Genomic DNA, 17362 nt, shown 5'->3' with positions numbered 1-17362 from the left:
ATATCTATCTTTGACCCCTTTGGAGAACCTGTGACGCAGCTTGAACGGAAGCCCGCGAGCGACAGTTCTGTCGTGCGCTCAACCGGCTCGATGGCTGTGGCGACGTTGATGTCGCGCATCACCGGGTTCATCCGCACGGTGATGATCACCTCCGCGCTTGGCGGTGCGGTGGCCTCCGCTTTCAATACCGCGAACACTCTGCCGAACATGATCACGGAGATCGTGCTCGGCTCGGTTCTCACCGCCTTGGTGGTGCCGGTGCTCGTGCGCGCGGAGAAGGAAGACGCGGACCAGGGTGCTGCGTTTATCCGGCGGCTGTTCACACTGACATTGACGTTGGTCACCGTAGTCACGGTGATCACGGTGATAGCGGCACCGCTACTCACGCGCGTGATGTTGGACGCGGACGGTGAAGTCAATGTGGTGCAATCCACCTCCTTCGCCTATCTACTCTTGCCGCAGATCATGTTCTACGGGCTGTTCTCCCTATTCATGGCGGTGCTGAACACGAAGGAAGTGTTCCGGCCCGGCGCGTGGGCGCCGGTGGTGAACAACTTGGTGTCCATCGCGGTGCTGGCCTTGTACATGCTGCTGCCGGGCAGTATTGAAAAGGATGACCTCACCGGTGTGATGGACCCGCACGTGCTGTTGCTGGGTTTGGGCACCACGCTTGGTGTGGTGGTGCAGTGCCTGATCATGGTGCCGGCGCTGCGGCGCCTCAACATTGATCTGCGGCCACTATGGGGGTTGGATGACCGGCTGAAGCAGTTCGGTGGCATGGCCGTGGCCATTGTCACGTACGTGGCTATTTCGCAGCTCGGCTACATCATTAACAACCGCATCGCGTCAGAGGCCTACAGTTCCGCCCCGGCGATTTACATGCAGCACTGGCTGCTGTTACAGGTGCCGTACGGCATCATCGGCGTGACTCTTCTCACCGCGATCATGCCTCGCCTGTCCCGCAATGCGGCGGATGGTGATGATGCCGCGGTGGTGCGCGATCTGACCTTGGGCACGAAGCTCACGTTCATCGCGCTCATTCCCATCATCATCTTCATGACGGCGCTGGGCCCCGACATCGGTGTCGCCCTGTTCCACTACGGCCAGTTCACCGAAACGGATGCGCGCACACTGGGTATGACGCTGAGTTTCTCCGCGTTCACGCTTATCCCGTACGCTCTGGTGATGCTGCACCTGCGCGTGTTTTACGCGCGGGAAGAAGCCTGGACACCCACGTTCATCATCGCCGGCATCACGGTGACCAAGGTGGTGCTGGCCATGCTCGCCCCATCCGTGGCGGCAAGCCCCGACCAAGTGGTGGTGCTGCTCGGCGCGGCCAACGGTTTCGGTTTCGTGGCCGGCGCGATCGTTGGTGCGTTTTTGCTGCACCGCAAGTTGGGCAACCTGGGCTTCAAGGACGTATTGCACACCGCAGTGTGGGCGGCAGCAGCTGGCCTGGTTGGCATCGCCGCAGCGGTAATGACCCGCTTCTTCCTCGACATCCTGCCCCCGCTGATTCCGGGTTCGGTGGGCCTCCTGGTGGAAGTCGCGGTGCTGGGCATCATCTTCGTCATTGTCACCGGCATCGTCCTATCCTTCTCTGACCTCACCGAAGTGCGCAGCCTCGGCGCCGCGCTGGCCAAGATCCCAGGCCTGAACAAGATCATTCGGACCACGCCCGCCGCCAGCGTTGCGGCCGAGGATGTTCCGGTTCAATTTCTTGTCGACGACACCTTCAACACCTCCCCCGTCCCACCCCCCATGTCCGCTGGTGTTGTGCGCGGACCACGGCTGGTGCCCGGCGCGGCAGTCTCCGACGGGCGTTTCCGTCTCCTACGCGACCACGGTTCCGCCGGGAGTGCGCGCTTCTGGCAAGCCACGGAGTTGCGTACCGGCCGGACGGTGGCGCTGACCTTCGTGGATACGTGTGGTGCCGCGCCACTGGCTCCCGTGCCACCGCGCCAGGCTGCGCTTGATGCTGCTGGGGTGGCGCACCGCACCCGGGAGATCGCAGCACTACACCTGCCCGCAGTCGCCCCGATCCTGGATGTCATTTCCTACCGCACCGGCTGCCTCGTTGTGGCGGAGTGGATCAGCGGGTCCTCCCTGCAGGCCGTGGCCGAATCCACCACACCGCTGGTGGAAGACGCCGTCCATGCCGCAATGGTGCCACTGACCGAGTCCATCCACGCCGCCCATGAGCGTGGCCTGGCGCTGGGTCTGGATAACCGCAACCGCATGCGCGTGACCCAGGACGGCATTGTTGTCCTCGCCTTCCCCACGGTGCTGGCCACCGCGAGCGCTGAGGCCGATGAAGCTGCCTGCGATTCCGCACGTGAGGTCCTCATGGCAGCAACGCAGCCAGACGCCACGCTGGATAACACCCTGGAAGCACCCCAGCCGACACCCCAGCCCGCCCCGGAAACTGAACCGCAGCCGGCACGCGTCGCTGGTTTTGGTGCACGTGGTGTGGGCACCATTGGCGCAACCGCGCTGGTGTCGGTGGCCATCGTGGCTGTTGTCGCGATTGCTGCGCTGACCGTCTTCATCATCAGCCAGTTCAGCAAGAACCCCGATGCGCCGGTGACCAAGGACTCGGTGGAACAGGTGGAACAGGCTGAGAAGGACTCCACCGATTCACCCTCGCCCGCCGTGATCATTTCTTCCCGCGCCGCCGATCCTGCCTTTGATGCGCTGACGGATGGAGATACCGCCACCACCGCAACCGTGTCACCCGGCGACCGGATTGTGCTCACCCCACAGGAGCGCGCCGGCAGCACGACGTTCACCGCGCGCAACATCATCCTCAACAGTGAGACCGGTGGGCTCGACTACACCATCTATGCCCTCCCGCGCGAGGCTCGAGATACTGCAGACACCGACTTGCCCGTCCTCACTACCGGCACATTGACGGGCGAGCGTTTTTCCATCAAGGTCCCGCAGCAGCCGGAACTTGCCGCGCTTGAAGGCATTGTCATTGCTATTAGTGCCCCTGCTGATAACGCCAACTGGTCCGGGGAACCAGCGGTGATCCGGGAGATCACCATCGTGGGCACCCGCATGCGTGAGTTGGTTGACTAAAAAGTCCCCGACTTTTTGCCGTTCCCCTGATTTTCCCCAATGTCCACTTAAGTGGACACTTTTTGCTGGCACAGCCCCAATTCGCATGCCACAATGAAGGCACATCAAGGAACATAAAGGCACATATTCGGGGAATGGGGATTGTCTGGGGGGACAACCATGAACAAGTTAGAGCGCAGAAAAGCGCGGAGAACACAGCGCACACAGCGAACTCAGCAATTACAGCGCGCATGGTCGGATGAGGCGTTGGCGGCGGAGTATTTGAAGGGGGATGTGAAGGCGTTTGAGGCGATCGTCGATAGGCATACTCCGCGGCTGATTGCTGTGGCCCGCAAGAATGCGCGCAACCTCGATGATGCGCAGGACATTGTGCAGGAAGCGCTGTTGAAGGCGTCGCTGAACATGCACACCTTCCGCTCGGAGGCCGCTCTGGCCACGTGGCTGTACCGTCTGGTGCGCAACGCAGGGTATGACCACGCGAAACGCGCGGACAACAAGCGCCGCCACCTGAGTTTGGATGATGAGGACACGATGGTGCCCGCCATGATCACCGCCGCGGCGTACGCGCCGTTGCAGAATTTCGATCGGATCATGACACTGCGGCAGATCCTGGCCAAGATGCCGTCGGCGAACCGCAGGGCACTCATGCTTATCGACGTCCAAGGGCTCACCGTCACCACCGCCGCCCGCGAACTCGGCGTGGCACCCGGAACCGTGAAGTCCCGGCGCCATCGGGCGCGCGAGATGATCGTGGACTACTTCACGGAGGAGGTGGCGCGTTAGACTGGCACGCATGACCGAACCGAATGAAACTCACGATGTCATCGTCATTGGCTCCGGCCCCGCTGGTTACACAGCGGCGCTGTACACCGCGCGCGCAAACCTGAAACCGCTGGTGTTTGAAGGTTTTGAATTTGGTGGTGAGTTGATGAATACCACCGAGGTGGAAAACTACCCCGGTTTTGAGAAGGGCATTATGGGCCCGGACCTCATGATGGAGATGCGTGCGCAGGCGGAGCGTTTCGGCGCGGACCTGCGCGCGGAGATGGTGGACAGCGTTGAGCTGGATGGCGATATTAAGAAGGTGCACGTCGGCGATGAGATGTTCACTGCCCGCGCTGTCATCCTGGCCACCGGTGCGGCACCGCGCCACCTGGGTATCCCGGGCGAGCAGGAGATGACCGGTCGTGGTGTGTCCACGTGTGCGACCTGTGACGGCTTCTTCTTCAAGGACCAGCACATTGCCGTTGTTGGCGGTGGCGATTCGGCGATGGAGGAAGCCACCTTCCTCAGCCGTTTCGGTTCCAAGATCACGCTTATTCACCGCCGTGAGGAGTTCCGCGCCTCCCAGATCATGCTGGACCGTGCGCGGGCGAATGAGAAGATTGAGATCCTCACCAACACCGTGGTGGAGGAAGTCCTCGAAGACGGCGGCAAGGTTGCTGGCCTGCGTCTGAAAAACACGGTGACGGGCGAGCAGTCCGAGCTGGACGCAACCGCCATGTTCGTGGCTATCGGCCACGATCCGCGTTCCGGCTTCCTCGACGGCCAGGTAGCCACGGATGCGGAGGGCTATGTCACCGTGGAGCACCCAAGCACGAAGACCTCCATCCCGGGTGTCTTCGCTGCTGGTGATCTGGTAGACAACTACTACCGCCAGGCAATTACCGCAGCGGGATCTGGTTGCCGGGCAGCCATTGATGCGGAGCACTACTTGGAGTCGCTCTAAAAACCGCGACTTTTAACCACAAGCTCAACCACAACCACCCTTAACTAAGGAAGTAAGGAGCACTCAATGTCAGGTTCTATCGAAGCTACACAGGCCACGTTCAAGCAGGAAGTCATTGACGCCGATGTGCCGGTGCTCGTGGATTTCTGGGCTGAGTGGTGCGGTCCCTGCCACAGGCTGGCACCTGCACTCGAAGAGGTGGCCGAGGAGCTGGCGGGCCGCGCGAAGGTGGTCAAGGTCAACGTGGACCAGGAGCGCATGCTCGCCGCGACGTACCAGGTGATGTCCATCCCGAACCTGCTCGTTTTCAAAGATGGGGAAGTGGTGGAGAACTTCGTCGGCGTGGAGCCGAAGGAGAGCATTATCGCTCGCCTTGAGGCACATATCTAGATAGAGGCGGACCATCGCCGGTTTCTTCCGCATGGTCAGTAAGATTGTTGCGGTACGTGTCCATGAAGAAAGGTGAGCAGTGATAGGACGTCTTGCGGTCGGGGATTCAAGCCCGCGCGTCGCTGAGGTCCGCTCGACGCTTGCGCGGCTCGGCCTGCTCACCGGTTTTGAGGGGGATGTGGGGGAGTGGAGTCGCCGTAAGTTCTCGCCGGAAGAAATGCTTTTCGACGACGCCTTGGCCAACACCCTCAAAGCCTTCCAACAGTCCCGCGGAATCTTGCCTTCCGGTGAGATTGATGATTTGACGTTGCGTGAACTGCGTCAGGCTTCTTACACCCTTGGCGCGCGTGTGCTGAGCTACCAGCCAAACCAGATCATGGTGGGCGATGACGTGAGCCAGCTGCAGAAGCAGCTCCAAGAGCTGGGCTTTTACTCGGGCCGTATTGATGGTCACTTTGGCCCGGATACGCATGAGGCACTGTCCAATTACCAGCTGAATTACGGCATCCAGGATGACGGGATGTGTGGGCCGGAAACGCTCCACGCCTTGAGCCTGCTTGGCCGCCGGATCACAGGTGGCTCTACCCAGGCGATCCGTGAGCGCGAGGTGGTCCGCCTAGCCGGCCCGCGCCTGACGGGTAAGCGCGTGGTGATTGACCCGAACATTGACATGTCCAACACCATGGATGTCACCGGCCGGCATGGGCAGATTTCCGAGGAGGAAATCCTGTGGGATCTGGCTTCCCGCGTGGAGGCCCGCATGATCGCCGCTGGTATGGAGACGATCATGTCCCGCCCGCGCGGTGATCACCCCTCGCCGAAGGCGCGTGCCGATATGGCCAATGGGTTTGATGCGGATCTGCTCATCTCTTTGCAGCTGGACCGCTACCACAATGACAAGGCCAACGGCGTGGCCACGTTCTACTTTGGTTCGGAACAGGGTGCGTCCTCCATGACGGGGGAGACCCTCTCCGGTTTCATCCAGCGTGAAATTGTTGCGCGCACCAACCTGGGCAACTGCTACACCCACGGCCGCACGTGGGAGCTGCTCCGCATGACGGAGATGCCGTCCGTTGAAGTGGTGCTGGGCTATCTAACCAACCCGCATGACGTGTCCATTGTCACGGACCCCACCCAGCGCGATGCTATCGCCGAGGCCATCGTTGTCGCCGTGAAGCGCCTGTACCTCCTAGACCAGGACAACCAGCCGACGGGCACCTACTCCTTCAAGGAGCTCCTGCAGGAGGAACGGGACTAACCTCGTGGCCGGTGAAAGAGTCCGCACCGCACACCCATTTTCTAAACCCCCTGGTCAGGGGGTTTTGGTGTTTTTGGGCTGGCGGTGACGCTCAGTTCTTCACGGTCCAAGTTAGTCGCGTTTAGTCGCGTTTATTCTCTGCCCTCAATCAAGGCCAGGATGCGCTCAAAGTCCTCGCGGTCCCCGAATTCCACGACGATCTTGCCTTTGCGCTTGCCCATGGTGACGGAGACTTTGGTGTCCCATTCATCGGCAAGACGGTCAGCGGCTTGGGTGAGGAACTCTGGCTGCGGGGTGGGCTGGCGCTTGGGTTTCTCCGGCAGCGCGCCCGAGCGGTTGAGCAGGGTCACGGCTTCCTCGGTGGCGCGGACACTTAAGCCCTCGGCCACGATGCGATCCGCCAGCTGCTCCTGGGCCTCCGCACCTGCCTTGACGGCCAGCAATGCGCGGGCGTGCCCGGCGCTCAACACACCAGCGGCGACGCGGCGCTGCACAGGGACAGGCAAGTTGAGCAGGCGAATCGTGTTCGTAATCGTGGGGCGGGACCGGCCAAGGCGGTCGGCGAGTTCTTCTTGGGTGACACCGAACTCCTCAAGCAGCTGCTGGTAGGCAGCGCCTTCTTCGAGGGGATTGAGCTGGACGCGGTGGATGTTCTCCAACAGTGCGTCGCGCAGCATGTCCTCATCAGAGGTGTCACGCACGATGGCGGGGATGTGTTTCAGGCCTGCCTTGGAGGATGCACGCCAACGGCGCTCACCCATGATGAGCTCATAGCCATCCTTGGCGGGGCGCACAACGATGGGCTGCAGCAGACCAAATTCCTTGACGGAGTGAACCAGTTCAGCGAGCTCATCCTCATCAAATTCCGTACGCGGCTGCTTGGCATTGGGGAAGATGTCCCCGATGGGAATCTCCTGGTAGGTGGCACCAAAGGAATCCGCACTCGCCATTGCGGCAGGCACGGTACCAGCACGAGAGCCAGCACCAGTAGAACCACCGATCACTGGTGCGCCAGGAATCGACGGCGCCGAAGAACCCGAATCACGAGAAGACCCAGAAGACTCCCGTGCGCCCTTGGCCCCACCGATGATGACGTCGGCGGCGCTGTCACCCAGCGGGCCGGTTTTCTGGTGGTGGTCCGGGTTGGACGGGATGAGGGCGGCGAGGCCACGGCCTAGTCCGCCTTTACGCTGTTGCGCCATGTTAGTTGTCCTCCTGACCAAGTTGGGCGGCGATCTCGGGGCTCACGCCGATGGGCCCTGTTGTTGGGTGCGGCTGATAGTCGCCGCGGGTTGCTAGTTCTCTGGCTGCATCGAAGTAAGCCATAGCTCCGGTGGAGACGGGGTCATAGTCGATGACGGTTTGGCCGTATCCAGGGGCTTCGGACACTTTGATGGAGCGTGGGATGACGTTGCGCAGCACCACGTCACCGAACTGGCCGCGGACTTCGCTGGCCACTTGCTCGGAGAGTTTGGTGCGGCCATCGTACATGGTCAGCAGCACGGCGGAGATGTGCAGATTCGGGTTGAGGGCCTGCCGGATCATACTGATGTTGTTCAACAGTTGGCCCACGCCTTCAAGGGCGTAGTACTCGCACTGAATGGGAATGAGAACTTCATCCACCGCATTCATCGCGTTAATGGTCAGCAAACCCAGCGAAGGCGGGCAGTCCACGAAGACGTAGTCGAACTCGTGGTGCTTTAAAAAGCCGCGGCGCAGCGCATCGGCCAGACGATACTCGCGGCGCACCAAGCTGACTAGTTCAATTTCCGCCCCAGCCAGGTCGATGGTGGCGGGAATGCAGTACAAGTTGGGGCCGGATTGTTGGAGGGCTTCCTCCGCGGTGGCAGCACCGATGAGGACCTCGTAGGAGGAAGTTTCCCCGTCGCGGTGTGCAGCACCGAGTGCGGTGGAGGCGTTGCCCTGGGGATCAAGGTCAATCACCAGCACCTTGCACCCGAGTTTGGCCAAAGATGCAGCCAGGTTGACGGAGGTGGTGGTTTTGCCCACCCCGCCTTTTTGATTAGCCACGGTGATCACGCGGGGCTCTTCAGGTTTGGGCACGGTGTCCTGACCCACGTTGCCTCCCGTTGAATAAATGAACTGTTACAGACAGACTCTAATAAACGCCCGCGACATCCGTTTAGCCCGCCCGTGTGATGCGGATCAGGGTGGTGGGTTGTTCCAGTACATCCGCACCAACCGCGAAAATTTCGGCATCCACACCGCCGGCTTTTGCGATGACTTTCGCGTCGCGTTCAAGCTCTTCGCTTACGGACACCCCCTTCATCGCCACCATCGCCCCACCCGGCCGCACCAATGGCAATGACCAGACGGCGAGTTTTCCAAGGGGGGCGACGGCGCGGGAGGTGACGACGTCGAAAAGCATCTTCTTTTGCTCCTCCGCACGGCCACGAATGACGGTGACGTTGTCTAGGCCGAGTTCTGCTTTGACTTCGCCGAGGTAGGTGGAGCGCTTCAGCAGAGGCTCGATGAGCGTGACCGAGAGGTCCGGGCGTGCAATGGCCAGCGGGATTCCGGGCAGCCCCGCGCCGGAGCCAATGTCAGCGACGGACTGGCCTTCCGTGAACGCCTCTGAAATCACGGCGCAGTTGAGAATGTGGCGGCTCCACAGGCGGGAGACCTCTTTCGGGCCGATGAATCCACGTTCCGCGGCCGTTGTGGCCAGAGAATCGTGGTAGGCCTGAGCGAGCTCCAGCCGGTCGCCGAAGACGGTGCTGGCGGCGGCGGGGGCGGGCTCGCAGTGGGAAAGGTTGTCCGTCATGGGGGATCTACTTCTGCTTCTTCGCGTCAGCCTGACGCTGCTTCTTGGTGCGGTTATCCACCTTGCGGGCACCCGGCAGCGGAGCAGAGGCGCGCTTTGCTTCGCGGCGGGCCTCTTCTTCAGCGGCTTCTTCGCGGTCCATCTTGTCAAAGACGATCATGGACTGGATGAAGGTCCACACGTTGTTGGTCACCATGTAGGTGAGCAGACCGATGTGCCAGAACACACCGGTGATCAGCAGTGTTGCCGGGAGGAACCACAGCATCATGCCGTTCATGGTCTTCATCTGCGTTTCCATCATCTCCGCAGACATCGGACCATTGTTAGCCGGCTTCTTGCCCTTTGCTGCCTCATCGGCCTTGCGCTTAGCCATGCGCTCGCGCTGACGCTTCATGGATAGGCGGGCGTTGAAGTGGGTCATGACCACGCTGATGAGGATCAGCGGGACGGCGACCATGATGATGTTCATCTTGGTGAAGTCGACGGGAGCGAACGCTGCGTACTGCTCCTGCGGCATGGAGATGTAGGAGGACAGCGGCACGCCGAACACACGGGCGTCCAGGAAGGACTGCACATCTTCGGGGGAGAAGATGTAGTTCGCAGTATTGCGGTTCTGCTCCACGCTCAGGCCCAGGCCACCGGCACCAGTACCGGTGCGGTTGAAGGAGCGCAGCACGTGGAACAGACCAAGGAATACCGGCAGCTGAGCCAGCGGCACGATGCAGCTGGCCAGCGGGTTCATGTTGGCTTCTTTGTACAGCTTCTGGGTTTCCGCGGCCATCTTGGCCTGGTCCTTGCCGTACTTGGCGCGAAGCTCAGCCAGCTGGGGCTGCAGCTCCTGCATCTTCCGGCCGGCGCGCAGCTGGTTGACCATCGGCTTGACCAGGAACACGCGGATGGTGAACGTAAGGAAGATGATGGCCAGGATCCAGGAGGCACCCGAATCGGGGGAGAAGATGTAGCCGAAGACCTTGTGCCAGAACCAGAGGATGGCAGAGATCGGCCAGTAGATGAAATTCAGCACTGGGGTCTAACTCCTGACTTGTGGTACGGGGTCGTATCCGCCGGGATGCCAAGGCCCACATTTGCAGAGGCGGGCGGCGGTGAGCCAACTACCTTTCCATGCGCCATGCTCTGACACAGCTGTGAGAGCGTAGGCGCTACATGTGGGCTCGAAGCGACATGTTGGTCCCATTTTAAGGGGTGAAAGATATTTTTGGTAAAGGTGCACGAGCGCCAGGATGGCGCGCTGGGCGGGTTTAGCGTTACTCATGGTTGTGTTTCGCTGATGCTCGTTTCAGGGCATTGGCCAGATCCTTGCGCAAATCCTCCGAAGAGGTGTGCGCGCTCGCGGGCAGTGCGCGCAGGACAATGTCAGTTTCGCGCGGAAGCTTATCGACGAATCCCAGGCACACATGCCGCAACTGCCTACTCACCCGGTGCCGGACAACAGCGTTACCCACCTGCTTAGACACAACTAACCCGAACCGTGGGCCACCGGTGATGATGGGTTCGGTTCGGGTGTAGTAGTGCACCACGATGGTGCGGGTGCCAGCACGTCCACCTTGACGCATCGCGCGGCGGAAGTCCGCCGAGGATGTGAGCTTATGGGGGCGTGGTAGCACTACAAAGCACTTACGCGGTGAGGCTCTTGCGGCCCTTCTTGCGGCGCGCGGAAACGATAGCGCGGCCAGCGCGGGTGCTCATACGGGTACGGAAGCCGTGCTTGCGGGCACGACGACGGTTATTGGGCTGAAAAGTCCGCTTAGGCACGGTGACTCCTTGACGTCATGGCAGCCTACGGCGGTACTCCACTGCTCCATCGTTGGTGCGGTGGTGCACGCGCCTTCCGGGGTTAAGGCAACCGGAAAACATTTTCGGTGAGATTGCTCTAAGCGGCTTGAGGCCTCACTCGACTCTCAAGCCAGTGGCATGCGTTATCCGAGCTGACTCGCTTCCCATCAATCCCACGACCTGGGGTATCGGTGGGCGGCGGCCCGGTGCTCGGCGCAGATAACGCTCTCACGCACACCCTGTGACAGGTGTGACAGACCACGACAGAATACGGCAGCGTTGGCCCAGCTGACAAATCGACGCGCGGGGGAGCCACGCTGCTCATCCCACTACCCCCGAAATTACAAGCGTGTGTTTTTCCGCAGGTCATCGGCGACACGCCGAGGCAACCTGCGAGAGACCTGTCAATCAACGCGCCACTGCGAATCACCGCCGAGTTCACCATCCCCCCGACGCCATGAAAACGTACCGCAGAAAACACCGATTTCTAGACAGTCCGACCATTTCCAGAGTAGAAAGTTTCTATCACCACAACTTCACAAAGAATCAACTATCCCCGTTGTGGATAAACCTCAACTATCACTTGAGGTTTATGTGCGATCTAGTACAAAAGCACAGTTCACAGCGGGTTTTTGAGTGTTAATTGTTTTTCCACAGATAGAGGCCTATCTTGTGGATAAACTCTGCGACTCAAAAACTCACACCTGTGGATAAAGTTGTGGACTACAAGGTGAGAGCGGAAATTACATCCCGTCGAAGATGTGGATAGCCCCGTGGACAACCGCGAGACTGGGTTCCTGAAAAATTAGTAGGAGAAGCATGGCAAACGAAGAGCAGGGGCTTGACGCCCTGTGGCACGAGATCGTTGCCGAACTCCTGGTTCTTTCTGAGCGCCCGAATTCCAGTGTTCCTACTTTCACCCCCGGCGACCGCGCCTACTTGCAGCTGTGTCGCCCCGCCGTGCTGGGGGAGGGCTACTGCATTCTGTCCGCCCCGCATGAGGCAGCCAAGAATGTGGTGGAAACACGTCTTGCCTCCCATATCAGTGAGTTGCTTAGCCAGCGCATGGGCATGCCGTGCACCCTCGCTGTGACAATTTCTTCCCATGAGCAAGCTCCACAACATGAGCAGGCTCCCGAACCGCCGGCACCTGCCCCAGCACCATCTCCCATTCCAACTCCAGCCCCGAGCCAGCCCGCCCGCCAGTGGTACTCCACCTACTCGCAGTCCGCGGAGGAGGAAGCTGCGGCTACAGAGTCAACAGCGCCGGCACCACCAGCTACGCCGCTTATCGGTGAGCAGCTGCCCATGGGGCTTGATGAGCTCGCGCGGATTCACTCCCAGCAGCAGGAGAACCTGGTGGAAGAGTCTTCGCGCCAGCAGTCAGCGCATCCGATCGTGCCGGCGCCTCAACGTATTCCACGTGAGAAGCCGGCGGTGGATCCGAACCGTGAGACCTCGCTGAATCCGAAGTACACGTTTGAGAATTTTGTTATTGGTTCTTCCAACCGTTTTGCCAACGGTGCGGCCGTCGCCGTGGCGGAAAACCCCGCCCGTGCTTACAACCCTTTGTTCATTTGGGGTGGTTCCGGCCTGGGCAAGACGCACCTGCTTCACGCCGCCGGCAATTACGCCCGGGTGCTGCAGCCGGACCTGCGCATTAGGTATGTGTCCTCGGAAGAGTTCACCAATGACTACATCAACTCAGTGCGCGATGACCGGCAGGAATCCTTCAAGCGCCGTTACCGTGACTTGGACATCCTCATGGTGGATGACATCCAGTTCTTGGAGGGTAAGGAAGGTACTCAGGAGGAGTTCTTCCACACCTTCAACGCGCTGCACCAGGCGAACAAGCAGATCATTTTGTCCTCTGACAGGCCACCGCGTCAGCTGACCACGCTGGAAGATCGCCTGCGCACCCGCTTTGAGGGCGGGCTGATCACGGATATTCAGCCGCCGGATTTGGAAACGCGCATTGCCATTCTGATGAAGAAGGCGGCCGCCGATGGCACCCAGGTCAGTGATGATGTGCTGACCCTCATCGCGTCCCAGTTCGAGTCCTCCATCCGTGAGCTCGAAGGCGCCCTGATCAGGGTCTCGGCGTACTCCTCCTTGATCAATGAGCCGATCACGCTCGATGTCGCCCAAGTTGCCCTGCGCGACATCCTTCCGGATGAAGGCGATGTCACCATCACTGCCGCCACCATCAAGGAGGTGGCCGCGGAGTACTTCCGTATCTCCATGGATCGCCTCACCGGTTCCGGCAAGACACGTACGGTTGCGCACGCCCGTCAGCTGGCCATGTACCTGTGTCGCGAACTGACGGATCTCTCCCTGCCCAAGATCGGCCAGGAGTTCGGCGGCAAGGACCACACCACGGTCATGTACGCCAACCGCAAGATCCGCAAGGAAATGACGGAGAACCGGGAGACCTACGACGAGATCCAGGAACTCACCCAGATCATCAAAAACCGCGTCCGCGCACGCTAACTCGATTCACATTAAGGACCGCTCGCGCGTGGGGCGGTCTTTTTTGCTTTTCGACGTCTCCCTCCGTGTGTAAAAACTTACAACGCAAAAAACCGGCCCGGATGAAACCCCTGGTAAAAAATTTCTACTATTTGATAGTTACCAATGCAATGTAAAGTTTTACACCGAGATCTGTTGTTCAGCAGGCCTTGGCACTTAACCCACGTCTCCCTCTCACCCCTCCCGCCGAGTTATCCACAGAGTTATTCACACCTGTGTAATTCCACTATTGTCATTAAATGAGATTAGTCACAGTTTTGGTTATCCACAGTCCCTCGTCTGCATCGTCCCTGATTCCACATGGTGTGCCTAAGGCTGTGAATGAGGGGTGGATAACTCACCTTCGGCTGTGAGGAATGGGAATAGGAATCTGAAATTCCACAGAGGATCTGAGTTATCCACAGGTTATCCACACCCACAGCTCACAACCGAAAAACACGATTACCGTGCACCGGAACCGCGATCTCCACAGAGTACACAGGACTTACTGTTCTTACCGGTTCTTTTTCTAGTATTAATCTCAAGAGAAATAGAGCGTGGGGAGAACCTCGGCGGCCCGTGTGCCACGACGGGGGAACCACAAGTGGTGCGTGTCGCACCCACTGCCTAGGGTGGAGCGCAGAACTTGTAATCTTGGGCAGATGTGGGGCCAATGCCGTTGAGCAGTCATGGGCTCCCGCCTCTTCCGACCATCAAGGAGCCGATCATGGACGACATCAACGTGTCATTCCGCGTGCATAAGGATGACCTGACTGACGCTGTCGCGTGGGTCGCCCGCAACCTGCCTACGAAGAACACGCAGCCGGTGCTGCGCGCGGTAGTCATCACTGCGGATGACAACGGTTTGGAATTCGCGGGCTTTGACTACGAAGTGTCCACGCGAGTGCGCATCGGCGCCGAGGTGGATGAGCCCGGTCGCGTTGCTGTGGCGGGCAAGCTCATGGCGGACATTGTGTCCAACATGCCGGCAAAACCGGTTGAGGTTTCCGTGGTTGATGGGAAGCGTCTGCTGCTGCAGGGCGGGTCTGCTCGTTTTGAGCTGCCGCTCATGCCGCTGGATGATTACCCGCAGCTGCCCACGCTCCCGGAGGTCACCGGCACGCTGTCTACCTCGACTTTCGTGGATGCTATCACCCAGGTTGCTTCCGCTGCTGGCCGCGACGACACGTTGCCGATGCTCACGGGTGTGCACATGGAAGTCTCCGGTAACCGCGTTCAGCTCGCGGCGACGGACCGTTTCCGTTTGGCACTGCGTTCCTTGGAATGGCAGCCGGTGAGCCCGGACGTGGAGGCGAAGCTGCTCATCCCGGCTAAGACGCTGTTGGATAACGCGCGCACGCTGGATACGCACCTGGAAGAGCCGGTGGAAATCGCTGTTGGTACTGGTGACAACGTGGGTGGGGAAGGCCTGTTTGGTCTGCACTCCGCTAACCGCGAAACCACAACCCGCCTGCTGGATGCGGATTTCCCGAATATTCAGCCGCTGCTGCCGAAGACGCACACGTCGATGGCAAGTGTTGAAATTGCTCCGCTGGTGGAAGCTATTCGTCGCGTGAGCTTGGTCGCTGACCGTAATGCGCAACTGCGCATGCACTTCAAGCCAGGCGAGGTCACTCTCTTTGCCTCCGGTGCGGATTCCGGTGAGGCGAGCGAGTCCCTGCAGTGTGCGTTCACGGGTGATGATGAGCTGCTCATTGCCTTCAACTCTGGCTACCTGCGAGATGGTTTGTCGGTGATTCCTACGGACCGTGTGGTCTTTGGTTTCACGGAATCTTCCCGCCCGGCGATCATGATCCCGGAACCGGAGGAGATGCCGGAGGCAAATGCGGACGGAAGCTTTGACACTCCTGCCACCAACTTCACCTACCTGCTCATGCCGGTGCGTCTGCCGGGCTAAAACGCCAGGTAAATAGCTGTAATTAAAAAACCCCGGGGTTTTTGTGTATCTCCGCGAACTCGATCTGCGTGACTTCCGCTCATGGCCTGAGCTGTCGTTGTCGCTCGAGCCGGGGGTCACGGTGTTTTCGGGCCGCAATGGTCACGGCAAAACCAACATCGTGGAATCGGTGATTTACTCAGCCACGTTGGCCAGTCACCGGGTGTCGTCGGATGTTCCACTCGTGCGGGCCGGTGCCGCGAATGCGAGGATCTCCGCCACCACAGTCAATGAGGGCCGGGAGCTAACCACGCATCTGCTCATCAGCCCGCGGGAGGCGAACCAGGCGCAGATCAACCGGACACGGTTGAAGTCACCACGCGAAATCCTTGGGGTGTTGCGCACCGTGGTGTTTGCGCCGGAGGACCTCGCTCTCGTGGTGGGAGAGCCAGCAGAACGCCGACGGTTCTTGGATGGGTTGGCCGCTATTCGCGCGCCGCGTTTCGGTGGGGCGAAGGCGGATTATGACAAGGTGTTGCGGCAGCGCAACGCCCTGTTGCGCAATTCCAACATGGCGCTACGCAGGGGATACAGCGATGATTCGGGTGCCAGTGCGCTGAGCACTCTCGACGCATGGGACTTGCAGCTAGCCCGCCTCGGTGCCCAGGTAGTAGCCGGCCGGATGAAGCTGACCAGTGAGTTGGCTCCGAATGTGCACGTAGCGTATGCGTCGGTCGCGCCGGAATCGCGTCCAGCGCAGATAAGCTATTCCTCCACGCTGGACCGCGCGGTGACGGAACTGGCTGGCAATGGAGAGATCACGGCGGAGATCCTCGAAGCCGCTTTCCTCACGGAACTGTCCCGTCGTCGCCGTGAGGAGATTGATCGTGGTACTACGCTCGTGGGCCCGCACCGCGATGACCTCGTGCTCATGCTCGGCGATCAGCCGGCGAAGGGCTACGCTAGCCACGGCGAGACCTGGTCTTTCGCACTGTCTCTGCACCTCGCGGAGTATGCGTTGCTGTCGGCGGATGGTTCGGCGCCGGTGCTTATTCTCGACGATGTCTTTGCGGAGCTTGATGCTAAACGACGCCAAAGGCTCGTCGCCGTCGCCGAAGAAGCCGAGCAAGTGCTCATTACCGCTGCTGTCGGCGATGACCTGCCGGAAAACCTCGACGACCATGTGTCCGCGCGCTACTCCGTGGAGATGGTCGATGGGATCTCCCGCATCGCGGAGGCCACCGAATGACCGAGCAAATCCCACCACAAGACCTAGTCGCGTCCACGTTTGAGAACCTGCGCGCCACCGCGAAGCGTCGTGGCGGCAAACTGCCAAACCTGAACCGGCAGGGCGCCAACGTCATCCCGCGGCGTAGCACGGGCAAGGGCAACACAGCAGTGGAAGGACTGAAGGTTCCGGGCTTGGACCTCACTCCGGAGGAGACAAAAACTCGGCCACTTTTTGGTCGGCCGACGGGTGCGGATGGCCGGGCGCTGCGTCGTGGCTATGACGTGAAGGGTTTTGGCTCCTTGGTGAAAAACGAGATTGCACAGCGGGACTGGACGGAGTCCATCGCGCACGGCTGGGTCATGGGGAACTGGGAGTCCTTGGTGGGGGAGAAGATCGCTCAGCACACTGAGGTGACCATGATCAAAAACGGGGAGGTTTTTATATCCTGCGACCAGACTGCCTGGGCCACAAACTTGAAGTACATGCAGTCCACGGTGTTGTCCAAGATCGCGGAGAAGATCGGCCCCGGCGTGATTACAAAGCTGCACGTCTACCCACCGAAGACAAAGAACTGGCGGTACGGGCCCCTGCACGTCAAGGGCCGGGGGCCGCGGGATACATATGGGTAATTGCAAATCGGGTCATGAAATTGTTGCAAAAAGGGTTATAAAAACATTGCACATCAGGTC

Annotated in this window: 16 protein-coding genes; 9 read left to right on the top strand and 7 right to left on the bottom strand. The window is 60.1% G+C overall.

The genetic code is table 11. The features are described 5' to 3' along the window. The 5 genes from murJ (at position 1) to QP968_RS08010 (ending at position 6458) form a co-directional block, all read left to right on the top strand. Positions 1-3081, top strand: coding sequence for a murein biosynthesis integral membrane protein MurJ (gene murJ, locus QP968_RS08030; RefSeq protein ID WP_284855937.1), 3081 nt, complete (start codon positions 1-3; stop codon positions 3079-3081). A 159-nt stretch (positions 3082-3240) separates the two neighbouring features. After that, a complete protein-coding gene (locus tag QP968_RS08025) occupies positions 3241-3864 on the top strand; it encodes an RNA polymerase sigma factor (protein WP_284855887.1) in 624 nt (207 codons plus the stop codon). 10 nt (positions 3865-3874) lie between these two features. Next, positions 3875-4810 carry a thioredoxin-disulfide reductase gene (trxB, locus tag QP968_RS08020; protein ID WP_284855886.1) on the top strand — a complete coding sequence of 312 codons (936 nt, stop codon included), beginning with the start codon at positions 3875-3877 and terminating at the stop codon, positions 4808-4810. A 66-nt stretch (positions 4811-4876) separates the two neighbouring features. Next, complete coding sequence (gene trxA / locus QP968_RS08015) at positions 4877-5200, top strand: thioredoxin (protein ID WP_284855885.1); 324 nt, start codon at positions 4877-4879, stop codon at positions 5198-5200. A gap of 79 nt (positions 5201-5279) precedes the next feature. Next, on the top strand, positions 5280-6458 hold the full coding sequence (locus tag QP968_RS08010; protein ID WP_502870928.1) for an N-acetylmuramoyl-L-alanine amidase: 1179 nt from the start codon (positions 5280-5282) through the stop codon (positions 6456-6458). A gap of 131 nt (positions 6459-6589) precedes the next feature. On the opposite strand, the gene QP968_RS08005 is transcribed toward QP968_RS08010, so the two are convergent. The 7 genes from QP968_RS08005 to rpmH form a co-directional block, all read right to left on the bottom strand. Next, positions 6590-7660, bottom strand: a complete 1071-nt coding sequence (locus QP968_RS08005; RefSeq protein ID WP_284855884.1) for a ParB/RepB/Spo0J family partition protein — start codon at positions 7658-7660, stop codon at positions 6590-6592. A 1-nt stretch (position 7661) separates the two neighbouring features. Next, the gene (locus tag QP968_RS08000; protein ID WP_284855883.1) at positions 7662-8537 is read right to left on the bottom strand and encodes a ParA family protein; all 876 of its coding nucleotides are present in this window, start codon (positions 8535-8537) and stop codon (positions 7662-7664) included. 64 nt (positions 8538-8601) lie between these two features. Next, complete coding sequence (gene rsmG / locus QP968_RS07995) at positions 8602-9243, bottom strand: 16S rRNA (guanine(527)-N(7))-methyltransferase RsmG (RefSeq protein WP_284855882.1); 642 nt, start codon at positions 9241-9243, stop codon at positions 8602-8604. 7 nt (positions 9244-9250) lie between these two features. Further along, positions 9251-10267, bottom strand: a complete 1017-nt coding sequence (yidC, locus tag QP968_RS07990; protein WP_284855881.1) for a membrane protein insertase YidC — start codon at positions 10265-10267, stop codon at positions 9251-9253. Between the two features lie 6 nt (positions 10268-10273). Continuing rightward, a complete protein-coding gene (gene yidD / locus QP968_RS07985; RefSeq protein WP_284855880.1) occupies positions 10274-10516 on the bottom strand; it encodes a membrane protein insertion efficiency factor YidD in 243 nt (80 codons plus the stop codon). Then, positions 10509-10868, bottom strand: a complete 360-nt coding sequence (gene rnpA / locus QP968_RS07980; RefSeq protein ID WP_284855879.1) for a ribonuclease P protein component — start codon at positions 10866-10868, stop codon at positions 10509-10511. The genes yidD and rnpA overlap by 8 nt, the downstream gene beginning before the upstream one ends. Before the next feature lie 10 nt (positions 10869-10878). Next, positions 10879-11016, bottom strand: coding sequence for a 50S ribosomal protein L34 (rpmH, locus tag QP968_RS07975; RefSeq protein WP_084576676.1), 138 nt, complete (start codon positions 11014-11016; stop codon positions 10879-10881). Between the two features lie 840 nt (positions 11017-11856). Between rpmH and dnaA the strand changes: the two genes are divergently transcribed. The 4 genes from dnaA (at position 11857) to QP968_RS07955 (ending at position 17302) form a co-directional block, all read left to right on the top strand. Further along, positions 11857-13527 (top strand): chromosomal replication initiator protein DnaA, encoded by a 1671-nt coding sequence (gene dnaA / locus QP968_RS07970; protein ID WP_284855878.1) that lies wholly within the window; start codon positions 11857-11859, stop codon positions 13525-13527. Positions 13528-14272: 745 nt separating this feature from the next. Then, on the top strand, positions 14273-15463 hold the full coding sequence (gene dnaN / locus QP968_RS07965) for a DNA polymerase III subunit beta (RefSeq protein ID WP_284855877.1): 1191 nt from the start codon (positions 14273-14275) through the stop codon (positions 15461-15463). 43 nt (positions 15464-15506) lie between these two features. Beyond that, a complete protein-coding gene (recF, locus tag QP968_RS07960; RefSeq protein ID WP_284855876.1) occupies positions 15507-16691 on the top strand; it encodes a DNA replication/repair protein RecF in 1185 nt (394 codons plus the stop codon). Further along, complete coding sequence (locus QP968_RS07955; protein WP_284855875.1) at positions 16688-17302, top strand: DciA family protein; 615 nt, start codon at positions 16688-16690, stop codon at positions 17300-17302. Before recF ends, QP968_RS07955 begins: the two co-directional genes overlap by 4 nt. Positions 17303-17362 lie beyond the last annotated feature (60 nt).

This window comes from Corynebacterium sp. MSK041 (assembly GCF_030232265.1).
GTDB lineage: Bacteria > Actinomycetota > Actinomycetes > Mycobacteriales > Mycobacteriaceae > Corynebacterium.
This window is presented reverse-complemented; position numbering and strand designations above follow the sequence as displayed.